Raw genomic sequence first — 21,555 nt, forward strand, 5'->3', positions numbered from 1 at the left:
CGCGCTTTTTTATCTCCCTCCTGCCAAGGAGGACTCAAGCTCCCGGGCGCTGGTAATGACCGGCAGGCAGGCATTGCCGCTACAGAGCCATGCTCCAGCCTTTGCGGGATCGGGCACGACGCCGCCGGGCAAGGCGGGTAGCGAATTCCGGTCGCCGACCGTCAACAGGATGTCGACGCGCCGCGGATCGGGTTGGTGATCGGCAACCTCGCCAAGAGTTCTCTGTTCGGGAGTGTCGATCGCGACGAGTTTGATCGGATCGAGCGTCAGCGCGCAGGAATTCACGATCCCGGCCTGGCCATAGGTCAGGCCGGCGGCCCTGCCGGCGGCGGCCTCGGCGGCCGCCCAGGCCTTCTCCTGTCGAGCAGTTTCACCCGTCAGGGAGGCGAGCCTGGTCATCGCCTCGAGGATCTGGCTTGTCGCCGAGGGCACGGCTTCATCGACGTCGCCTCGGATGCGCACCAAAACGTCGCCGCTGTCGGAAGCACTGAGATAGTGGCTCCCGGCGCCGTCTGAATGCCAGAGATCGAGCAGATCTGCGAACTCCTTCGCATGATCGATGTAAGCACGGTCCCGCGTCGCTTCGAAGAGCGCGATCGAGGCGGTGATCATTGCGGCGTAGTCCGAGGAAAGAGCGGGGTAAAGCCGCTTTCCACCAAGGATCGAATGGGGCAGTCGGCCGGCCGCGTCCTTAGATCGCACAGCGAAACGGAAGGCCGCCTCGGCTGCATTCAGCCAGTCTGCCCTGTCGAATTGCCTGGCGACCTGTGCCAATGCCGCAATCGCAAGTCCGTTCCAGTCGACAAGGACCTTGTCGTCGCGACCCGGCCGCGTGCGTTTCTCGCGTGCCTCAAGGAGCGCTTCCCGCATGACGGAGAGTTGCGGCGCGAGTGTGGGAGTGATGTCCAGGAGCGACGGATCGATCCGGATGAGGGGCTTGCCCTCCCAGCCAGGCGGCGCAGCCAGCTCGTAACCAGAAAGGAAGATCGCCGCATCGCTTCCAAGGACCGATTCGATTTCGTCGCGGCTCCAGGTATAGAAGAGGCCCTCCTCGCCTTCCGTATCGGCATCGAGGCTCGAGGCGAACGCGCCGTCGTCGACCCGCATTTCGCGCAGGAGCCAGGACACCGTTTCTTCTATGCGGACCTTGAACAGGTCTTCGCCTGTTTCGGCATGAGCCCATCCCGCCAGCTGCAGAAGCTGGGCGTTGTCGTAGAGCATCTTCTCGAAATGGGGGACCAGCCAGTCGGCGTCGGTCGAATAGCGGCTGAGGCCGCCGCCGATATGATCGTAGATGCCGCCACGCAGCATCTTGCGAAGGCTGACAAGAACGCTGTCGCGATGTTCGACATTGCCCCGGCCAAGCCAGCTCAGCCACAACGTCCGCATGAAGGGCGCGTTGGGAAACTTCGGTGCTCCCCGCAAGCCGCCCCGCTCGTGATCGATCATCCCGTTGATCCCCCGAGCAAGGGCCGGCAAATGTTCCGGATCCAGCGGGGTGGGCTGGCGGGTCATCGCCAACTGAGCCGAGACATGGCCGGTAAGGATATCGGCGCCTTCGTCAATCTCCTTGCGCTTGTCGGTCCAGGCGCGATGAACTGCTTCGAGGACTTCCACGAACCCCGGTCGGCCATATCGCGGCTGCTTCGGGAAGTAGGTGCCGCCCCAGAAGGGCTTGCCTTCGGGCGTCAGGAACATGGTAAGGGGCCAGCCGCCTTGTTCGCCTGTCGCGGACAGCGCGGCCATGTAGATCTGATCGATGTCCGGCCGTTCTTCCCGATCGACCTTGATGTTTATGAAAAGCCGGTTCATGACCCCGGCGACGCTGTCGTCCTCGAAACTCTCATGGGCCATGACATGGCACCAATGGCAGGCGGCATAGCCGATGGACAGAAGAATCGGTTTGTCGAGTTCCCGGGCCTCGGCGAGGGCCTTGGCGGACCAGCCACGCCAATGGACTGGGTTGTCCTTATGCTGACGCAGATAAGGACTGGTTTCCTGGGCAAGCAGGTTTGATGCGGGAAGCGGCACGGTCATACTCCGGCTGGGACACTGAAACAGTAGGGCGCAGGCATGTCGGCGACAATCTTCAAGGACACAATCTTTGCTCTGTCGAGCGGGCGGCTGCCGGCGGGCGTGGCGGTGATCCGCCTCTCGGGGCCGGGTACGCAGCGCGCGTTGCGGGAAATGGTCGGCATGGTGCCGGAAGCACGGCATGCCAGCTATCGTCCAATCCGGGGACGGTCGGGCGAGGTTCTGGATCGCGGGATTGTGATCTTCCTGCCGGGGCCGGGGTCTTTCACGGGTGAGGACAGCGCCGAACTGCAGCTCCATGGAGGCAAGGCGGTCGTGGCGGCAGTTCTCCAGGCGCTCGGGACATTCGAGGATTTCCGGCACGCCGAAGCGGGCGAGTTTACGAAGCGGGCTTTTCTGAACGGGCGGCTCGATCTCGTCGAAGCCGAGGCGCTTGCTGATCTGATCAGCGCCGAGACGGAGGCGCAACGCCGCTTCGCCACTGCCAATGCAGAAGGCGCACAAGCGACGCTTTATGCGGAGTGGCGCCGAAGGATCGTGCATGGGCGCGCCATGATCGAGGCTGAGCTCGATTTTTCCGACGAAGCGGACGTTCCAGGCTCGGTATCGGACCAGGTCTGGGCAGACATGGCCGCGTTGGCCAGGAATATCAGAGCGCACCTTTCCGGATACCACACCGCGGAGATCATCCGGGAGGGGTATCAGGTGGTCATAGTGGGCGCACCCAATGCAGGAAAATCGAGCCTTCTCAACGCCCTGGCGCGCCGAGAAGCGGCCATCGTCACAGATGAACCCGGCACGACGCGCGACTTGGTCGAAGTCGCGCTTGATCTTTCTGGATTGAAGGCGGTCCTGGTCGATACGGCCGGGATTCGGGAAGGGGCGGGGCGGGTCGAGGCAATAGGTATAGAGCGCGCACTGGCACGCGCCGAACGCGCGGATCTCGTTCTCGAACTTCAGGCTTTGGATGAACCAGTCGATGTGGCGATAACGGGAACTGCGCCTCGCATACGGGTTGGTACGAAAGCCGATCTAATTGACTCCCAACGTGACGCGAATGCGTTTGATGTGCTGATCTCTGCGAAGACCGGGTACGGCATCGATGGGCTGATGAGCGAGATCAGCAGACGGGCGCAAGATGCTACGGAAAAGATGGCTGACGTCCTTCCTTCAAGGGTGCGGCACGTCGCGTTGCTCGAACGATGCGCAAGATCGTTGGACGCAGCCGTCGCACAGGAAAGCATGGCCTTGGAACTCAGGGCAGAGGAATTGCGGGATGCCGGTTCCAGCCTAGGGAAGATATCGGGCGCGGTGGATGTCGAGGATCTGCTCGACACGATCTTTTCGGAGTTTTGCATCGGCAAGTGACTCACGTGAAACATGAATTGCTGGCTTCATGACGCCGTCCGGGCGCGGGACGAAGCCATTCCAAGTGACTCACGTGAAACATCATCTGTTCGTGCCAAGAGATTCACGTGAAACATTGAGTTGCCCGTTTGTGGAGCAGGGCATGAAGCGTTTCACGTGAAACTTTCAACGCCTTCGGTAGTCCCTTTCTTGACTTGAGACGGCGGAGAGCGCATCTGCTCCCCAGGATTCAAGAGTATGCTTCGATGGAAATGACATACGACGTCGTCGTGATCGGTGGAGGTCACGCAGGTTGCGAAGCCGCATCCGCTGCTGCTCGCGGCGGGGCGCGGACAGCGCTTGTCACGCTCCAGTTCGCAACGATCGGAGCCATGTCGTGCAACCCTGCTATTGGCGGCCTTGGTAAAGGGCATCTCGTGCGCGAGGTGGATGCGCTCGATGGGCTGATGGGGCGGGTTGCCGACGCGGCAGGAATCCAGTTCCGGCTGCTCAACCGCCGCAAGGGACCGGCGGTGAGGGGACCGCGCACCCAGGCCGACCGGAAGCTCTACAAGGCTGCCATGCAGCGAGCGATCACGGAGCATCCTCGTTTGGACGTCGTGGAAGGCGAGGTCCTGGATATCGAGATCTCCAATGGGCGTGTCGCCAGCGTGGTTCTTGAAGGCGAGAAGCGTATTTCCTGTGGTGCCGTGGTGCTGACCACAGGAACGTTCCTGCGAGGGCTTATCCATATTGGGGAAAGACGGTTTCCAGCCGGGCGCATGAACGAGAAGGCCTCGTTCGGCTTGTCCGAGACGATGGCTCGGGCCGGGTTCAGGCTTGGCCGCCTGAAGACGGGAACGCCGCCTCGGCTTGATGGTAAGACGATCGACTGGGCGTCGCTGGAGAAGCAGGCCGCGGACATCGATCCCGTTCCTTTCTCCTTGATGACGGATCGTATCACGACGCCGCAGATCGAATGCAGTATTACGCGCACCACGGCGGCCACGCATGAGATCATCCGGACGAACATCCATCGGTCGGCCATGTATTCCGGTTCGATCGAAGGAATAGGCCCCCGTTATTGCCCATCCATCGAGGACAAGGTCGTGAAGTTCGGCGACCGGGACGGGCATCAGATCTTCTTGGAACCGGAAGGGCTGGATGACGACACGGTTTATCCCAACGGCATTTCGACGTCGCTTCCTGAAGACGTGCAACTTGCCATTCTCGCGGGCATTCCAGGCCTCGAACGAGCCGTGATGCTCCAGCCTGGCTATGCGATCGAGTATGATCACATCGACCCGCGAGAGCTCGACCAGACCCTCGAGGCGCGGCGCGTGGAAGGGCTTTTCCTGGCGGGGCAGATCAATGGCACCACCGGATACGAAGAGGCAGCGGCACAGGGTATTCTCGCCGGCATCAATGCGGCGCGGCGGGCAGGGGGAGCGGAGGGCGTGACTCTCAGCCGAACCGAAGCCTATATCGGGGTATTGATTGACGACCTCGTCAGTCGCGGCGTGAGCGAGCCATATCGGATGTTCACGTCGCGGGCGGAGTTTAGGCTCTCGCTGCGTTCAGACAATGCAGACGAACGGCTGACGCCGACGGGTATACGACTTGGAATTGTGTCGGATTCCCGTGGGCGACGGTTTGATGAACGACGGCAGTCGCTCGATCATGCCCGCACGCTGATCAAGGGGCTTGGCCTGACGCCGAATGAAGCAAGACGAAACGGCATCGAGATCAGCCAAGATGGCGTGCGGCGCAGTGGATATGAATTGCTCGCTTATGCGGGAATCGATTTCGCCCGTTTGGCATCGATATGGCCTGACCTGAATGATGTGGATCCCGTGACGGCGGAGCGACTGGAAACGGAGGCGCGCTACGCCGTCTATCTCGACAGGCAGGAAGCCGACTTCGCTGCGATTCGTCGGGAGGAACAACGGATGATCCCGAGCGATCTCGATTTTTCGCAGGTACCTGGATTGTCAAACGAATTGAAGCAGAAGATCAGGGAGCGCAGCCCGCGTTCGATCGCCGATGCGCAGCGAATCGACGGCATGACGCCAGCGGCCATCTCGCTCATCATCGCGCACATACGCAATGCTGAAGAGGCCGCATCGCGGAACGCCGCGTGAGCGACCTTCGATTTGAAGGCCTGCGAGCTGTCGCGGGCCCCGTTTCACGTGAAACATTCGAGCGTCTCGCCGAATACGAAGCTATCTTCCTGAAATGGGCGGATCGAATCAACCTTGCTGCTCCATCGACCCTTTCCTATGTCTGGAAGCGGCACATCCTCGATAGCGCGCAGCTGGCATCGCTGGCTCCCGATGCCAGGGCTTGGCTGGATCTCGGCTCGGGCGGCGGGTTTCCCGGCGCTGTGATGGCGATCATCCTTCAAGATCGCGAGGGCGCGCGAATCGACCTGGTCGAGAGCAACCGAAAGAAGGCTGCCTTCCTCCAGACCGCACTTGGGCGCTACAGAGATACGGTTCGCGTGCATGCGCGCCGAATCGAAGACGCATACGAGCTCATTCGGCAACCGGAGATCGTCACGGCACGCGCGCTGGCGCCTCTTTCTATGCTGCTGAACCTTACCTCGCCCTGGCTCATGGCCGGCGCAACGGGGCTGTTTCATAAAGGACGGGATTACCGCGGCGAAGTGAAAGAAAGCCGTGACGCGTGGAATCTCGATCTGGTAGAACATGAAAGTCGGATCGACCCTGAAAGCGTCATCCTGGAAATTCGAAACCTCCGGCCGCGGTAACGCAAAGAGGGTGTCACCGCTGAACGGCCTCAGAGAACCTAGTTTCGGAAAATGAAGAACCGTCCTCGCATTATTACAGTCGCCAATCAGAAGGGCGGCGTCGGCAAGACAACGACCGCCATCAACCTGGCCACCGCCCTTGCCGCGATCGGCGAGCGCGTGCTGATCGTCGACATCGATCCTCAGGGCAATGCCAGCACGGGCCTGGGCATCGATCGGCAAGACCGCAGCGTTTCGTCCTACGACGTGCTGACAGGGGCAATGGGGATCGTAGAGGCGGCCCTGCCGACGGCTGTTCCCGGCTTGTCGATCGTTCCCTCTACCCTCGATCTCCTGGGCGTGGAGATGGAGATCGCCGGAGCGCCCGATCGGGTTGTGCGACTCCGCAATGCGCTGCGCGAGGACAAGGGCGTGCCTTATTCCTATGTGTTGATAGACTGCCCGCCCTCACTCAACCTCCTCACGCTCAATTCCATGGCGGCCGCCGATTCCGTATTGGTGCCGCTCCAATGTGAGTTCTTCGCACTGGAAGGGCTCAGCCAGTTGCTGCAGACCGTCGACCAAGTCCGCCGCACCATCAACCCCAATCTGGCGATACAGGGCATCGTCCTCACCATGTTCGACGGCCGAAACAATCTTGCCAACCAGGTGGTGGAAGACGTTCGGGCGCATATGGGCGACAAGGTCTACGAAACCGTCATTCCCCGTAACGTGCGTGTCTCCGAAGCGCCGTCCTATGGCAAACCGGCCATCCTCTACGATCTGAAATGCAGCGGCAGCCAGGCCTATCTCCAGCTTGCCTCGGAAGTGATCCGGCGCGAGCGGAGGCTGCGCGCGGCATGACCACCCGACCTGCCAACGAAACGACCGGAACGAGACGATGAGTGACGACCTTTCGCGCAAACGCCTTGGCCGTGGCCTTGCCGCGCTGATCGGCGAAATCGACAAGCCGGCCGCGGCCGAGAACCGTCCCGTCAGCGCTGACGGGCGGGCACCGATCGAGTTCCTGTCACCCAATCCGCGCAACCCGCGGCGCCATTTCGGGGATGCCGACCTCGCCGACCTCGCACAATCCATCAGCGAGCACGGCGTCGTTCAGCCCGTGGTGGTGCGGCCAGCATCAGAGAGTGGCCGATACGAGATCATTGCTGGCGAGAGGCGCTGGCGCGCAGCTCAGCGCGCCGGCCTCACGGAGATCCCGATTATCATCCGTGACGTGAACGATCGCGTCGCACTCGAACTGGCAATCATCGAGAACGTGCAACGCGCCGACCTCAACCCGCTCGAAGAAGCGCTTGGTTATCAGCAACTGATCGACGAGCACAGCTACACCCAGGCCGATCTTGGCCAGGTGATCGGCAAGAGCCGCAGCCATGTCGCCAACACGCTGAGGCTGCTGAAGCTGCCCGACGCGGTTCGCGATATGCTCGTCGACGGCTCCCTCTCCGCAGGCCATGCCCGGACCCTGGTGACCGCCGAGGACCCGGCCGGCCTCGCCAAGCGTATCGTGGAGGGGGGGCTGTCCGTTCGCCAGGCCGAAGCCCTCGCACAGCAGCCGCAAGCGGCGACGAAAGAACGCGTTCCGTCGGCCGGTCAGGACAAGGATCCCGATACGCTTGCGCTCGAGAAATTGCTGACGGACGTGACCGGCCTGCGCGTCACCATCAGCCACAAGGACAAGGGTGGCGAGGTGAGGATCGCGTATCGCACGCTCGAGCAGCTCGACGAACTCTGTCGCAAGCTTCAGGATTGAAGCGCGGTGCGTCCTTCGAGGCCCGCTTCGCGGGCACCTCGGGATGAGGTCCGCTGGCCCCAGTTTGCCTTCCTGAACCCGGAAAGCCGGCCTCTGGAAAAGGCATGCGTAAAATCAAGATTCTACAGCGCGGGCGTGAATCCTTTTCCCGCGACGTGCCGTAAACTTCCGTGTCGCCAACGCTCCTCATCCTGAGGTGCCCGCGAAGCGGGCCTCGAAGGATGCACGGCATGACCGTGGCGGGTCTCCGCGCGCGGAGCGCCCGATCTATCTTCTACCGCTGTCGAGCGCGATAGCGAGCAATGTGTGCCGGGCGATTGCTTCGGCCAATTCGGGCCGGCGCCTGGTCTGGAGCACCGCGTTTTGCAGGCGCTCCAGAACGCGGGCGGCGCCGGAGGCGCTCCAGCGTTGCAAGGCGTTTTCGACGGTCCTGCGTCGCGAAAAAAAGACGGGTGGCCGTGCGCCCGCAACGGCCGCAGCCGCGGATTGCCCTTTGGAATCCATCGCCCCGCGCAGTGCGTGCAGGGTCTGGAACTGACGCATCGCGGCGGCGAGCATCGGGTAGATCTGGTTGTTGCCGGAGGCCACCAGCCGCGCGAAAGCGGTCTCCAAGACATCGAGCCGGCCATCGAGCACGGAATCGATCACCTCGTCGACGGACAGCCCGGCCACGTCACCAATCGCCAGTTCGACATCCTCCAGGCTGATCTGATCCTTGCCCTGTGCATAGAGCACGAGCTTCTCCACCTCGCCGCGCGAGGCCATGCGGTCCCCGCCCAAGCTGCGCCGCAGCGCCTGCCTGGCTTCCAGCGTGATCGTCATTCCTGCCTTCTGCAGCTCGTCATCGATGACGGCATCGACGCCTTTCGCCTCATCGGCGTAGCAAGGCAGCGCGATCGCCGCGAAGGCACCTTCGACGACGCTACGCAGCGCCGCGCCTTTCTTGAGGTCCCCCGCCTCGATGAGGATGACTGCGTCGCGCGGCGGATCGCCGGCAAGCACCTTAATCTCCTCGGCGAACGTCTTGCCCGCGCCTGCGTTGCGGATCCAAACCAACCGGCGGTCGGAGAACATCGGGACGGTGCGCGCCTCGTCGATGAGGCGCCCCGGTTGCTGTTCGGCTTCGCCCGCGTCGATCCGTACGACGGAAAAAGGATCGTCAAGGGGAAGACCCGTCTTGCCGGCGAAAAGCCGCGCCCGCTCCGAGACCAGCCCGCGATCGGGTCCGTAGAGAAGGACGATCTTCACCGCTCCGTCGGGCCGCGCCAGCCAGCCGTCGACCTCATGCGCCTTTTTCTGTGCCATGAGGCCTCGCTAGCACGCGACAGCCGCGCGCGCATCAAAATCATGAGGGGAACTTTGATCGTAGCGCCCGGAAGTACGTCATTCTCCGTCGCGCGCGATCTGGAGCATCATTGCCTACCCGAATGCGAAACTTTAAAATCGACAAAGTCTACTAAAACGCTAGACTAAGAGGAAGTAACGGAGGTCCTATGACGTTTCCTTCCAATTCTGCTGGCCGTCGCACGGTGGCAAACGCTGCTCGCCGGTCGAACGTCCAAGTGCTCAGGCATGTGGCGGCCACGACCGCATTCCTTCTCGCCGTCGGTTTCACGGCGGCCTTTGTCTTTGGCGTTCTCGGCCATTGAGGGCGACTGAGAGCAGTTGGGGAGGGGCAGTTCCATCCAGGTTCATTCAATTTTCGGCTTAGACCGGATCGAGCCAGCGGAGGAGAAATGCCATGACTATCCAATTCGTCGCCGACGCCTGCATCCCTGCGGTGCACGGATCCGCCGATGCGCGAAGGCTGCGTGACTTCGCGGCCGCCGCCGAGCAGAACGGCTTCGACGAGGTCGCATTGCCCTTCGGCATCCAGGGGCAGGATGCGATCTTGCTAGCGTCCTACATCTTGCACTCTACCGCCGAGCTCAGGGTGGCGGCCGCCCATGAAGCCGGTCTCGTCGCTCCGGAGATCGCTGCCCGGCAGATCGCGGCTCTCGATCGGTTGAGCGGCGGGCGGCTGACAATCGCCGTTGCCGAAAACGGCACGCAGAATCACGAGGAAAGGCAAGGCCGTCTCGACGAATATCTCGTTCTGCTCAAGCGGCTGTGGGCGAATGACGTGCCCTTCGACCACGAAGGCCGGTACTATCGGGTTGCAGGTGCCTTCACGACCGCGAAGCCCTGCCGGGACGGTCGCGTGCCGATTATGCTTAGGGGGCTTTCGGGACTGGCCATCAAGGTGGCGGCCCGTCACGCAGACATATTCGCGCTGCCCTCGTCGACGGTCGCCGGCGCCGGTCTCACCGTAGAGCGCGTTCGGCGCACTGCGGCCAATCACGGGCGCGCAAGTGCCATTCAGTTCTCATATCCGCTTCGCGCGGCCATCGGCCGAAACAAAGCAGAAGCCAGGGCAAAAGCTGGGCCGGGCCGCGGGGCCAGCGCCGCAACACTGGTCGCCGGCACGCCGGAGCAGGTCGCGCTTGCGATCCTCGACTATCATGCGATCGGCGTTTCCCATTTGGTCATGCATGGTTTCGCTACAGGCGAGGAGGTGGCGGCGTTCGGCCGCCAAGTCATCCCGCTGATTCGCAACGCCGATCGGCACCGGAGCAGGCATACCGGCGATCTTGCGGCCATGTCGCTGCCACCTCCGCGCGACCTGCCCCGGCGGGCCAGCTGACCGCCAGCCAAGACAGGCGTCGATGCAAAATCGCGGGGAGCGGCAGAAACGGGTTGCGTTTTTTCGTGCCATGACCGACCCTGCCTTGTCCCGGGCCTTCGGGTGTCATGAAAGTCGCGTCGTTTGAGTTGCGTTGACGGGGCGGGGGAACAGCCGCCAACCAACAGGTGAGGAACCGATGAGATATCTTCTCCCCCCGCTTCACGAGGGCCACGCGCCGATCTTTCTCCATCAGGCTTTCGAGGATGCGGTGGAAGCGTTCGAGAACTGGGCCCCCGAAGCACCGGAACCAGCGGTCGATTGCGACGGCCGGCCGACGGCCATCAGCGCGGTGTTCGGGCGAATGCGGACATGCACCGATATATTGCCGATGCGTGTCCTGGAGGACGTGCTCGCAGTGTTGCGCGATGTCGACGAACTTGCCCTCGACGCGGGTCAGGCGAGCTATGCGGAGGCGGCCCGCGTCTTGCGCGCGCATTGCGTCGCCCGATTGAAGGCATAGCGCGTATTTTCCACGCTGGATGCGAACGCCAATCCGCGACATTGTACATTTCATTCTCGGCGCGCGCCTGGGCGCGGGCGATCGATGTCACTCACTTCAAGGTGAGGCCGGCACTGTTGCTGGCGCCTGCCTGAGCGACTAAGAAGTTGCGAAATCCAGCGGCTATTCCAACTACGCGATGTCTTCCCTGACCACGTCTTCTGCTTTCCCGGCGCTCGACAACCTGCATGTCGGCATTATCGGGCTGGGTTATGTCGGCCTGCCGCTGGCGATCGTCTTCGCCAAGCATTTCCGCGTCACCGGTTTCGACGTCGACGAGGCTCGTATCGCGGCTCTCAGGGCTGGCATCGACCGTACGGGCGAAGCCACGCCGCAGGAGCTCTCGAGCGAGAATCTTGATTTTTCGGCTGACCGCGGGGTGTTGCGTGACTGCAAGCTGATCATCGTCGCAGTGCCGACCCCGATCGACCAAGCCAAGCAGCCGGACTTGCGGCCTCTGTTCGACGCCTGCCGGACCGTCGGAGAGGTGATCACCGAGGGCACCACCGTGGTCTTCGAATCGACGGTCTATCCCGGCGCCACGGAAGAGGATTGCGTGCCGCTGATCGAGTCCGTTTCCGGATTGCGTTGCAATCGCGACTTTTTCGTCGGCTATAGTCCCGAGCGCGTGAATCCAGGTGATCCGACCCACAAGATCGAGACGGTGGTCAAGGTGACTTCCGGAGGCACCGCCGAGACGGCCGAATTCGTCGACAGCGCCTATCGCCAGGCCATCCCGGCCGGCACCTACAAGGCGCCGTCGATCCGGGTCGCGGAAGCCGCCAAGATCGTCGAGAACACGCAGCGCGACGTCAATATAGCTCTGGTGAATGAATTGGCCGTGCTGTTCGGCAAGATGGGCATCGACACGTTGCAGGTGCTGGAGACGGCGGGCACCAAGTGGAATTTCCTGCCCTTCCGCCCTGGCCTTGTCGGCGGCCACTGCATCGGCGTCGATCCGTATTATCTCACCCACAAGGCGCGCCAACTCAACTTCCATCCGGAGATGGTGCAGGCAGCGCGGCGCATCAACGACGATATGGGCGAGCACGTCGCGATCGAAACGGTCAGGCTGCTCCTCGAACGAAAGCTGACTCCGCCTTTCCGAACGTTGGTCCTCGGCTTCACCTTCAAGGAGAATTGCCGCGATATCAGGAACAGCCGCGTCGTCGACATCGTCAGGAAATTGAGAGGCTTCAACGTCGCGGTCGATGTCCACGATCCCGAGGTAGATCCGCGCGACGTGCGCCAGGAATACGGGCTCGAACTCCGCGAGACGCTCGAAGCCGGGACCTATGACGCGGCGATCGTCGCGGTCGGCCACAAGAGCATCCGCGAAATGGGCGTGGAACGGGTTCGCCGATTGCTGAAGCCGCAAGGCATCGTCTTCGACGTCAAGGGGATTTTTCCAATGGATGGCGTCGATGCGCGCCTCTGACGCCGCGAAAACAAGGCTGGGGCGGTCGACATGAAAATCTTCGCGTACAAGCCCGGTCATGATGGCCACGTGACCCTCGTCGAGGATGGCAGCCTCGTTTTCTCCATCGAGGCCGAGAAGGATTCTGGTCCGCGCTATGCGCCGCTCTCGCCCGAGGACATTCTTCACGGGCTTTCCCTAATCGACGGGATCCCGGACGTCGTCGCGGTATCGGGCTGGCTCAAATCCTTCAGGCCGATGGCTGATCCGATCGGTGCGGGTTACTTCGATGCCGACGGGTCGAAAACCGAAGACAGGCCCCATCGCCTGCTGGGACGCGAAGCCCGTTATTTCTCTTCCAGCCACGAGCGATCCCACATCGTGGGCAGCTACGCCCTGTCGCCTTTTCCGCAGGGCGAACCTTGCTATGCGCTGGTCTGGGAAGGAGTCATCGGCACGTTCTACCGCATCGATGCTGATCTCAAGGTGACGCGCCTCGGCACGCCGCTCAGCGGACCCGGGCACAAATATGCCTTCATCTACGGGCTCGCCGACCCGACCTATCCGGCGGACGCCCGCAAATCGCGCCGCGAGGATGCCGGCAAGCTGATGGCCCTGGCGGGTTTCGGCGGTGAGGGAGGGGAGACGGCCGAGGAAAGGCGGCTGATGGACCGCGTGCTTTCGCATGACGCGGTGGCGTCGGCGCTGAGGAAAGCCGACTTCACCGATTCGCCCTTTTTCAATATCGGCCTGGAGACCCAGGCGTTTCGGGACCTGGCAAGGCGTTATCAGCGCGAGATCTTCGAGCGCTTTCACGATTTCGCGCTAAAAAACATGCGCGACGGCCTGCCGTTGCTCGTCTCGGGCGGTTGCGGGCTCAATTGCGACTGGAACAGCGACTGGCGCGCGACCGGGCTCTTTGCCGACGTCTTCGTGCCGCCCTGCGCCAATGATTCCGGGTCGGCCATCGGTACGGCCGCGGATGCGCAATTCGCACTCACCGGCAACGCAAAGCTCGACTGGTCCGTCTATGCGGGTGAAGATTTCGTCGTCGATGCCACCGATCTCGATGGTTTCGTGGCGGAGCGGCGGGACGATGCCGAGATCGCGCGGCGGCTCGCCGACGGCGCCGTCTTCGCCTGGGTGCAGGGGCGCTACGAGATCGGGCCCCGCGCGCTGGGCAACAGGTCGCTGCTTGCCGCTCCCTTCACCGCGGAAACCCACGCGAGGCTCAACGCGATCAAGCGGCGGGAGGAATTCCGTCCGATCGCACCCATCATGATGGAGGAGGAGCTAAACCGGCTGTTCCACAATCATGGGCCGAGCCCTCACATGCTCTATTTCCAAAAGGTGAAGACCGACGCGCTGAAGGCAGTGACCCATGTCGACGGAACCGCCCGCGTCCAGACGGTGAGCCGCGTCCAGAACAGCCGGATCTACGATCTCCTTTCCGCCTTCAAGCGGCTGACCGGCTATGGTGTTCTCTGCAACACCTCGCTCAATTTCAACGGCAAGGGTTTCATCAACCGCATGAGCGATCTTGCCCTCTACGCCCGTCAGACTGGGCTCGACGGTTTCGTGGTGGGCGACACCCTCTATCGCAAGGCGTGAAGCTTCAGCTTCGGACCAAAAGCAGGTTCTGGCCGGTGGCGCCCACCTCCCTGTAGCCCCGCGCCGCAAGAAAGGCGATACAGTCCGTTTCCCATAGATCGCGCTGGACGGTTTCGATCAGTAGCGCGGCCGGCCAGAGATCGGCTGGGCCTTTCGCGAACAAGGGCAGAAGCGCTCGGTCCTCGTAGCCCTCGACATCGATCTTGAGGAGGTCGATTGTCGAGAAACCTTCCGCTGCCAGGAGGTCCGGCAACGGTTCGATTCGCGCATCCTGTGGCTTCGCGTCGGCGCCGGCCCCGGCAGCCAGCATGGAAGATTGGCCGACATTGCCGCCACCGTCGAAATAGAGCTGCATGACGGCGCTCCTTTCGCCGGCGCCGAGATCGAGCGCGACGACGTTGCGAGCGCCATTCGCTTCGATGTTGAAACGCAGCTTGGCGAATGTGCGGGGATGCGGCTCCAACGCCAGGATCCGCGACGGCGGCCCGGCCAGGCTGGCGACCCACAACGCATAGGTGCCGATATTGGCGCCGATATCGACGAAACTCATCCCCGGGCGAATGTAGGGCTCGATCAGCCGCCGTTCCGCCGTTTCCGGCAGTCGGCCGGCGCCGAAAAGCACGCGGTCGCAATAGTTCTCGGCCGGGTAGGTCCTGAAATTCAGCCCGCCCACCGTGACGTCGTATGGCCCCCGGTACTTGCGCCGGATGCGTTTGCGCAGGCGGTGGCGTGTCGAGCCGGAGAATAGACGATGCGTCGCGAGCCACCATGAAAAGCGGGCGCCAAGCGAGGCCCGACGTCGGCCGAAGAGCGTTTCCGCGTCCAGCTCGGTTGTTTTCATTGGGCCACGGATATCGAACGTTTGGGCTGCGGTTCGTCCAGAGCGGCGCGCGCGGCGCCGGTGACCGCCTCCTTCTGCTCCGGCGTGAGATCCTCGACTTGTTCGCCGTCGGCCAGTCGCACGGTCACCTCCCGATGCGCGAAATGTATGCCCTCCCTCTGGAAGAGCTCGCGGATGGCGGCATAGATGACCTTGCGTGTCACGAACTGATCGCCGGGACGGGTCATGAACTTGACGCGCAGGATCATGGCCGAGTCCTCCATGGCATAGACGCCTTGCGACTTCAGCGGCTGCAGGAACATCTTGCCGATGACGGGATCCTCCAGCAATTGCTGGCCGAGCTTCTTGATCAGCTTGCGGACCCTGTCGACATCGGTGTCGTAGGTGAGCCGCAGCGGCAGTTTCATCATGACCCAATCGCGCGAATAGTTGGTGAGCTGGCGGATTTCGCCAAAGGGAATGGTGTTCACCGCGCCGCGGTGATGGCGCAGTTGGAACGAGCGGATGGAGATCTTCTCGACCACGCCCTTCGCGCCCGCGACTTCGATGTATTCACCTTTGCGGAACGCGTCGTCGAGCAGGAAGAAGGCGCCGGAAAAGATGTCCCGAATGAGCGTCTGGGCGCCGAAGCCTATGGCTATGCCGACCACACCCGCGCCGGCGAAGAGCGGCCCGATCGCCACGCCGAGATTGGCGAGCACGATCATGGTGGCCACGACAACGATCAACGCCACGATGGCGTAGCGGAAGATCGGCAGCAGAGTCGCCAGGCGGGACTGCCCCTTGCCGCTCTCCCCTTCGCTTTCGCCGGGGTTGAATGGCCGGTCCTCGAGCGAGCCGCCTTCCTCGACGATCTTGATGTCGATGAAGTTGTTGACGGCGCTATAGGCCGAAGCCGCGACGAAGATCACCAGCAATATGTCGAGGGTCGCCGAAACAGGATGACCCCCCTCCCGTCCGAGGTCGATGCCCCACAGTCGCGCCAGCAGGCCCATGGACAGGACGAGCACGACCGCGAAGACGGCGTTTTCGAAGAAATACTTGAAGACGGGATTGAATTTCTGCGGCCTCGGCCTCTTCACCAGGAGCTCGGGCTTGAAGACCGTGATCTCCTCGCCCTCCTCGAGAATATCTCGTTCGTGCTCGCTCAGTGCGGCCAATTTCTCCTTGGCCTCCTCCTCCCGTTGCTGGGCGCGCCTATCGGCTGCTTCCTCGCGGGCCAGCCGCCGATAGAAGGATAGTTCCAGGCGCTCGTAGATCGAATCGAGCACCAGGATCGCGACGCCGTAGACGAAGATGGCAACAACGAAAACGAGCAGCGGCGCGCCGACCAGCACATAGCCGCCTGGAAGACCTAGAATGAGCCGCAGCGAACTCACGAACCATGCGATGCCGAGATAAACCAGGATCAACGACAAGGCGGCCCGCGCCGCGAAGCGCTGCCAGGCCGGCTTGGAAGCGGGGTCGCCCTTGCCGAGGAGGATGGCGTGCAGCTCCCGGCGGTGGAGGATCGCAACGGCGCTGAACATGACGGCGCAGATCAGCATCGCCACGATGAAGGCGAGGCGATAGGCGTCGTCGTCGATGCCGAGCAACTGCGTCCAGCGACAAAAACCGATAAGAAAGGCCGCGACCGCGGCTACGAGCGACCAGTCGCGGTGGAGCCTGCGGGCAGCTTCGTCGTCGACGTTGATCAGCCTATGGGCCGGCGTGTCGGGGGCGTAGAAATTCCATAGGATAACCGACCTGACGATGCGGTAGATCGCGAAGACGGAGATGATCAGGAAAGTCGTTTGCCGCGTCGGTTCGTGACCCGTGTCGAAGATCAACGCAACGCCCATGGCGACGACGACGCTGATTCCCGTGCTGAGCAGCATGACCGCGGCCCGTCCGAGCAGAAAGGAGAGCTTTCGCGACCGTCGTGTTTCGTTGGGATGATAGAGTTCCTTGAAATGCTCGCGCGCCCATCCGGTGGTGAAACGATAGGTCTCGAGCCCGAGGAACAATCCGCTGAAGGCCGTGCCGACGGCGACGAGAATCCAGGTGAGCGTGCCCTGCGGGCTCGACGCTTTCAGCATTTCGTCGAAGTTTTTCAGGAAACCAGCCGAGTTTGCGATCATGCCGCGCAGCTTCTGCCGGGCAATCAGGAGCTGCTCGCTCGACAGAGCCGTCACCATCGACATGGAAGGCGACTCCTCCGCCTTCGGCTGCTGCGGCTGCACGACGATCACGGTCGAGCCGGCCTTGCGTGCATCGTCGAGGAACTGGTCGAAGGAAGTTCCGGTGCCGGCCTGCTTGCCGGATGAGGCAAGCGGCAGGAACTGGGCGGAGGCGACCGTGGCACCGAGGGACGTCGCCAGAATGGCTGCGATGAAAATGGGAAAAAGCCATCGGATGAAGACGGTGGCCCGCCGACTGCACATGCCAATCATCGCTAAGAACCTGACTCCTGGCGCGGCTGCACTTTCCCGCTTCCGCCAAACCGCGGATACGCTCATCCGCCTATTTAGGTTCAGTTCCCCCTGCTTCGCAATGTGTGTCCCTGCAATCGCCGGGCGAAGCGAGGCCGGCACACTGTCGTTCTGGCTGAGCATCGGCTCGCCGCCGTAAGGAATCGGACGGCTCCGCCAGGCGCAAACCCACGCGACGCGAGGTAAACTTCCCCTTGCGTCCGATGTCGCGCATTGCAACAGTACGGGACGGGTGGAGAAACACTCTCGGCGATCCGAACAGGTTCGAAACCGGCGTGTGTTTCTTCCGGGCCAGGGACAGGGAATGGACAAAGGGACGGATCTTCTAAGAGTCGAAGGGCTACGGGTATCAATCGCCTTGCAGCGCTCGATGCTGGAGGTCGTAAGCGACGTTTCCTTCCGCGTTCCCGCCGGTAAGACCGTCGCGATCGTCGGCGAATCCGGGTCCGGAAAGTCGATCACCGCGCAAGCGATCCTGGGGATTCTGCCTCCGGTCGCCTCCGTCACCGGCGGCCGCATCCTCTTTCGCGATCCGAAGATGCCGGAAAAGCAGATCGATATCGCCGCGCTCGACCCCAGAAGCGCCGATATGCAGCAATTGCGCGGCGGCCGCATCTCGATGATCTTCCAGGAGCCGATGACCTCGCTCTCGCCGCTGCACAAGATCGGCAATCAGGTGGAGGAGGCGCTCGTGCTCCACCGCAAGGTCGAGCGCGGTCAGGCACGGCCCATGACGGAGGAGATGCTCAGGAGGGTCGGGTTCCCGGATCCTTCGCGAGCCTATGACATGTATTCGATCGAGCTGTCGGGCGGCCTGCGGCAGCGCGCCATGATCGCCATGGCGCTGATTTGCCGGCCAGCGCTGCTGATTGCCGACGAACCCACGACCGCCCTCGACGTGACGGTCCAGGCGCAGGTGCTGGGCCTCCTGAAGAACCTGCAGAAGCAGTTGCACATGTCGTTGCTGCTCATCACCCACGATCTCGGCGTCGTCGCCAGCATGGCGGACGAGGTGATTGTGATGCATCAGGGCGAGGTGGTGGAGGCCGGGACGGTGGAGGCCATTTTCCGGCGGCCTGGCCACGCCTACACAAAAGCGCTGATGCGTGCCGTGCCGACCTTGTCCATGGGCCCGCACGAGAAGCTTGTTGCGCTGCGTGACCACGAGCACGTCATTCCGGCCTCGATGCGCAAAAAACCGGTCGTGGCCGACCGTGAGGGCAAGCCCCTGCTCTGTGTGCGCAATCTGTCGAAAGGCTTCAACATCCGCAAGGAGGGTTGGCTGCTGGGGCATCAGCGCAAGGTGATGGCGGTCGACGACGTCAGCTTCGACGTCTTTGCCGGAGAGTGCCTCGCCATCGTCGGGGAAAGCGGTTCTGGAAAGACGACGGTCAGCAAGCTAATCATGCGGGCTCTCTCGGCGGATGCCGGGCACATCCATTTCGACAACGGCGACATCGATTGCGAGATCACGGAACTCGCCGGCAAGGCGCTGATGGAATTCCGGAAGCGTATCCAGATCGTTTTCCAGGACCCCTTCGCTTCGCTCAGCCCCCGCTCCACGGTGCTCAACATCTTGAGAGAGCCGCTCGAGATCCACGGCATCGGCACGCCGGCTTTGGTCAAAAAGAACGCCGCCGAGCTTATGGGATTGGTGGGGCTACAACCCAGTTACCTCAACCGGTACCCCCACAGCTTCTCGGGCGGCCAGCGCCAGCGAATCGGGATCGCCCGCGCGCTCGCCCTGTCGCCCGATCTCCTGATCTGCGACGAGCCCGTCTCGGCGCTCGACGTTTCCGTCCAGGCGCAGATCCTGAACCTTCTCAAGAAGCTGCAGGCCGAGCTCGGCCTGACGCTGATCTTCATCTCGCACAATTTGGCCGTCGTGAAATATCTCGCCAACCGCATCGCCGTGATGCGCCGGGGCCGGATCGTCGAGATCGCGCCGACGGCCGCCCTGTTCGGCAATCCCGTCCATCCCTACACCCAGGCGCTTCTCAACGCCGTGCCTCATGCCGATCTCGACCACAAGCTCGATTTCGAGCACCAGATCGACGAGACCCAGGACGAGACCGAATGCTGGGACCCGGCCTTCAAATCCGACGACCCGGCGGAACTGTCGCTACAGAAGGTCGCTGACGGTCACTTCGTGCTGTCGCGCGCCCATTTCAAGGAGAGGCTTTCGGCATGACCCCAGCCCGTTCGCTCCGTCTCAAGATGCTCGCCACCCTGGCGGCCCTCTGGTGGCTCGCCGTTCCGGCCGCGGCCGAGGAGCCCGCCGACATAGCGGATGCCGTGAAGAGCGGCGCGCTGCCGCCGGTCGCCGAAAGGCTCCCGGAGAAGCCGCGTATTATCGATATGGCCGCGCTGGGCAAGACCGAAGGGCGCTATGGCGGCACGATGCGCCTGATCATGGCGGATGCCAAGGACATCCGCATGATGACCATCTACGGCTATTCGCGACTGGTCGTCTTCGACAAGGACCTGAACCTCGTTCCGGACATCCTCGAGTCCTTCGACGTGGAGGAGGGGCGTATCTTCACGCTGCATCTGAGACGCGGGCACAAATGGTCCGACGGCGCCCCACTCACGGCCGAGGACTTCCGCTATTTCTGGGAAGACGTCGCGCTGAACGAGGAGCTGTCGCGCGGCGGTCCGGACCAGCAGATGCTGGTCGACGGCAAGCCGCCTCGCTTCGAGGTCGTCGACGAATTGACCGTCCGCTACACCTGGGACAAGCCCAACCCGCTGTTCCTGCCATCGCTTGCTGGGGCCAGCCCCAATTACATCTATCTGCCCGCGCATTACATGAAGCAGTTCCACAAGCGTTATGCCGATCCCGAAAAGCTCGCCGGGGCAGTCGCCAAGGAGAGATCGCGGGACTGGATCGCGCTCCATACGGTGAAGGCGCGGCAATACCGGCCGGAAAATCCGGATCTGCCCACGCTCGAGCCCTGGGCCAACACGACCCGGCCGCCGGCGGAACGTTATGTCTTCAAGCGCAATCCCTATTTCCATCGCGTCGACGCTTCGGGCCGGCAATTGCCCTATATCGGCACGGTGTCGATGACCATGAGCTCGAACGACATCATCCCCGCCAAGACGGGCAGCGGCGAAAGCGATCTTCAGGCGCGCTATCTGCGCTTCGACAACTACACCTTCCTGAAGCAGGCGACGAAAACCCATCCCATCAAGGTGAAGCTGTGGCGCGACGGGACCGGCTCGAAGGCGGCCTTCCTGCCCAACCTCAACACCAATGATGCCGTCTGGCGGGAGATCTTCCGCAAGGTCGAGTTTCGGCGCGCGCTGTCACTGGCCATCAACCGATCGGAGATCAACCAGCAGTTCTTCTACGGCCTGGCGCATGAGGGGGCTAATTCGGTGCTGCAGAGTTCGCCCCTCTACAACGAGAAATTCGACCAGGCCTGGGCCGCCTACGATCCCGAACAGGCGAATGCGCTGCTGGACGGGATCGGCCTGAAGCGAAACGACAGCGGCACGCGGGTGCTGCCGGACGGCCGGCCAGCGCAACTGATCATCGAATTCGCGGGAGATACGCAGGAGACCGATATCGTCGAGCTGGTGCGCGAACATTGGGGCGCGCTCGGCCTCAAGGTCTATGCGCGGCCCTACCAGCTCGACATGTTGAGGCGCCGCTTCCTTGCCGGCGATACGCTCATCTCGGTCTGGAGCGGACTGAGCGTCGGCGAGGCTACGCCCGACCTGCCGCCGGAGGAGCTCGCTCCGGTTTCCGGCGTCCAGGGCAACTGGCCGAAATGGGGAGAACATACCGACAGCGCCGGCAAGGCCGGCGAACCGGTGGATCTGCCGGCGGCGAAGGAGCTTCTCGATCTCTACCGGAGTTGGCGGGTGTCGGAGACCACCGAGCAGCGCCGGGAGATCTGGGAGAAAATGCTCGCCATCTTTACCGATCAGGTCTTCACCATCGGCACGGTCAACAGCGTGCGCCAACCGGTCGTGACTCACGCCAAGCTTCAGAACGTACCGGAGGAGGGCGTCTACGCCTTCTCGCCGAGCGCCTATTTCGGCCTCTATATGCCGGATACGTTCTGGTACCAGGAATAGC

At 62.6% G+C, this 21,555-nt stretch carries 15 protein-coding genes; 11 read left to right on the top strand and 4 right to left on the bottom strand.

Annotated features, from left to right (window positions below; genetic code table 11):
• Nucleotides 1-9: 9 nt before the first annotated feature.
• The gene (locus tag ACCO56_RS25710) at nt 10-2,031 is read right to left on the bottom strand and encodes a thioredoxin domain-containing protein (protein WP_433643740.1); all 2,022 of its coding nucleotides are present in this window, start codon (nt 2,029-2,031) and stop codon (nt 10-12) included.
• 42 nt (nt 2,032-2,073) lie between these two features.
• Here ACCO56_RS25710 and mnmE point away from each other — a divergent pair, with 42 nt between their 5' ends.
• The 5 genes from mnmE (at nt 2,074) to ACCO56_RS25735 (ending at nt 7,904) form a co-directional block, all read left to right on the top strand.
• Nucleotides 2,074-3,402 carry a tRNA uridine-5-carboxymethylaminomethyl(34) synthesis GTPase MnmE gene (gene mnmE / locus ACCO56_RS25715; RefSeq protein WP_433643741.1) on the top strand — a complete coding sequence of 443 codons (1,329 nt, stop codon included), beginning with the start codon at nt 2,074-2,076 and terminating at the stop codon, nt 3,400-3,402.
• A gap of 245 nt (nt 3,403-3,647) precedes the next feature.
• On the top strand, nt 3,648-5,522 hold the full coding sequence (gene mnmG, locus ACCO56_RS25720; protein ID WP_433643742.1) for a tRNA uridine-5-carboxymethylaminomethyl(34) synthesis enzyme MnmG: 1,875 nt from the start codon (nt 3,648-3,650) through the stop codon (nt 5,520-5,522).
• On the top strand, nt 5,519-6,151 hold the full coding sequence (rsmG, locus tag ACCO56_RS25725) for a 16S rRNA (guanine(527)-N(7))-methyltransferase RsmG (RefSeq protein WP_433643743.1): 633 nt from the start codon (nt 5,519-5,521) through the stop codon (nt 6,149-6,151). Before mnmG ends, rsmG begins: the two co-directional genes overlap by 4 nt.
• A 51-nt stretch (nt 6,152-6,202) precedes the next feature.
• Nucleotides 6,203-6,994, top strand: coding sequence for a ParA family protein (locus ACCO56_RS25730; protein WP_433643744.1), 792 nt, complete (start codon nt 6,203-6,205; stop codon nt 6,992-6,994).
• A 37-nt stretch (nt 6,995-7,031) separates the two neighbouring features.
• Complete coding sequence (locus tag ACCO56_RS25735; RefSeq protein ID WP_433643745.1) at nt 7,032-7,904, top strand: ParB/RepB/Spo0J family partition protein; 873 nt, start codon at nt 7,032-7,034, stop codon at nt 7,902-7,904.
• Nucleotides 7,905-8,171: 267 nt separating this feature from the next.
• Here the strand turns inward: ACCO56_RS25735 and holA are convergent, their stop codons facing one another.
• Nucleotides 8,172-9,209, bottom strand: a complete 1,038-nt coding sequence (holA, locus tag ACCO56_RS25740; RefSeq protein ID WP_433643746.1) for a DNA polymerase III subunit delta — start codon at nt 9,207-9,209, stop codon at nt 8,172-8,174.
• Between the two features lie 436 nt (nt 9,210-9,645).
• On the opposite strand from holA, the gene ACCO56_RS25745 reads away from it, so the two are divergent.
• The 4 genes from ACCO56_RS25745 to ACCO56_RS25760 all read left to right on the top strand — a co-directional run bounded on the left by ACCO56_RS25745 (nt 9,646) and on the right by ACCO56_RS25760 (nt 14,156).
• Entirely contained in the window at nt 9,646-10,587 is a 942-nt protein-coding gene (locus ACCO56_RS25745; RefSeq protein WP_433643747.1) for an LLM class flavin-dependent oxidoreductase, read from the top strand.
• Between the two features lie 178 nt (nt 10,588-10,765).
• The gene (locus ACCO56_RS25750; protein ID WP_433643748.1) at nt 10,766-11,089 is read left to right on the top strand and encodes a hypothetical protein; all 324 of its coding nucleotides are present in this window, start codon (nt 10,766-10,768) and stop codon (nt 11,087-11,089) included.
• A gap of 178 nt (nt 11,090-11,267) precedes the next feature.
• The gene (locus ACCO56_RS25755; protein WP_433643749.1) at nt 11,268-12,566 is read left to right on the top strand and encodes a nucleotide sugar dehydrogenase; all 1,299 of its coding nucleotides are present in this window, start codon (nt 11,268-11,270) and stop codon (nt 12,564-12,566) included.
• Between the two features lie 30 nt (nt 12,567-12,596).
• On the top strand, nt 12,597-14,156 hold the full coding sequence (locus tag ACCO56_RS25760; RefSeq protein ID WP_433643750.1) for a carbamoyltransferase C-terminal domain-containing protein: 1,560 nt from the start codon (nt 12,597-12,599) through the stop codon (nt 14,154-14,156).
• A gap of 4 nt (nt 14,157-14,160) precedes the next feature.
• On the opposite strand, the gene ACCO56_RS25765 is transcribed toward ACCO56_RS25760, so the two are convergent.
• Nucleotides 14,161-14,997, bottom strand: a complete 837-nt coding sequence (locus ACCO56_RS25765; RefSeq protein ID WP_433643751.1) for an FkbM family methyltransferase — start codon at nt 14,995-14,997, stop codon at nt 14,161-14,163.
• Entirely contained in the window at nt 14,994-17,420 is a 2,427-nt protein-coding gene (locus tag ACCO56_RS25770; protein WP_433643752.1) for a mechanosensitive ion channel domain-containing protein, read from the bottom strand. Before ACCO56_RS25770 ends, ACCO56_RS25765 begins: the two co-directional genes overlap by 4 nt.
• Nucleotides 17,421-17,772: 352 nt before the next feature.
• On the opposite strand from ACCO56_RS25770, the gene ACCO56_RS25775 reads away from it, so the two are divergent.
• Both ACCO56_RS25775 and ACCO56_RS25780 read left to right on the top strand, forming a co-directional pair.
• Nucleotides 17,773-19,659 (top strand): ABC transporter ATP-binding protein, encoded by a 1,887-nt coding sequence (locus ACCO56_RS25775; RefSeq protein ID WP_433643753.1) that lies wholly within the window; start codon nt 17,773-17,775, stop codon nt 19,657-19,659.
• 26 nt (nt 19,660-19,685) lie between these two features.
• A complete protein-coding gene (locus ACCO56_RS25780; protein ID WP_433643793.1) occupies nt 19,686-21,554 on the top strand; it encodes an ABC transporter substrate-binding protein in 1,869 nt (622 codons plus the stop codon).
• Nucleotide 21,555 lies beyond the last annotated feature (1 nt).

The sequence above is a fragment of the Mesorhizobium sp. 1B3 genome (assembly GCF_050958605.1).
GTDB lineage: Bacteria > Pseudomonadota > Alphaproteobacteria > Rhizobiales > Rhizobiaceae.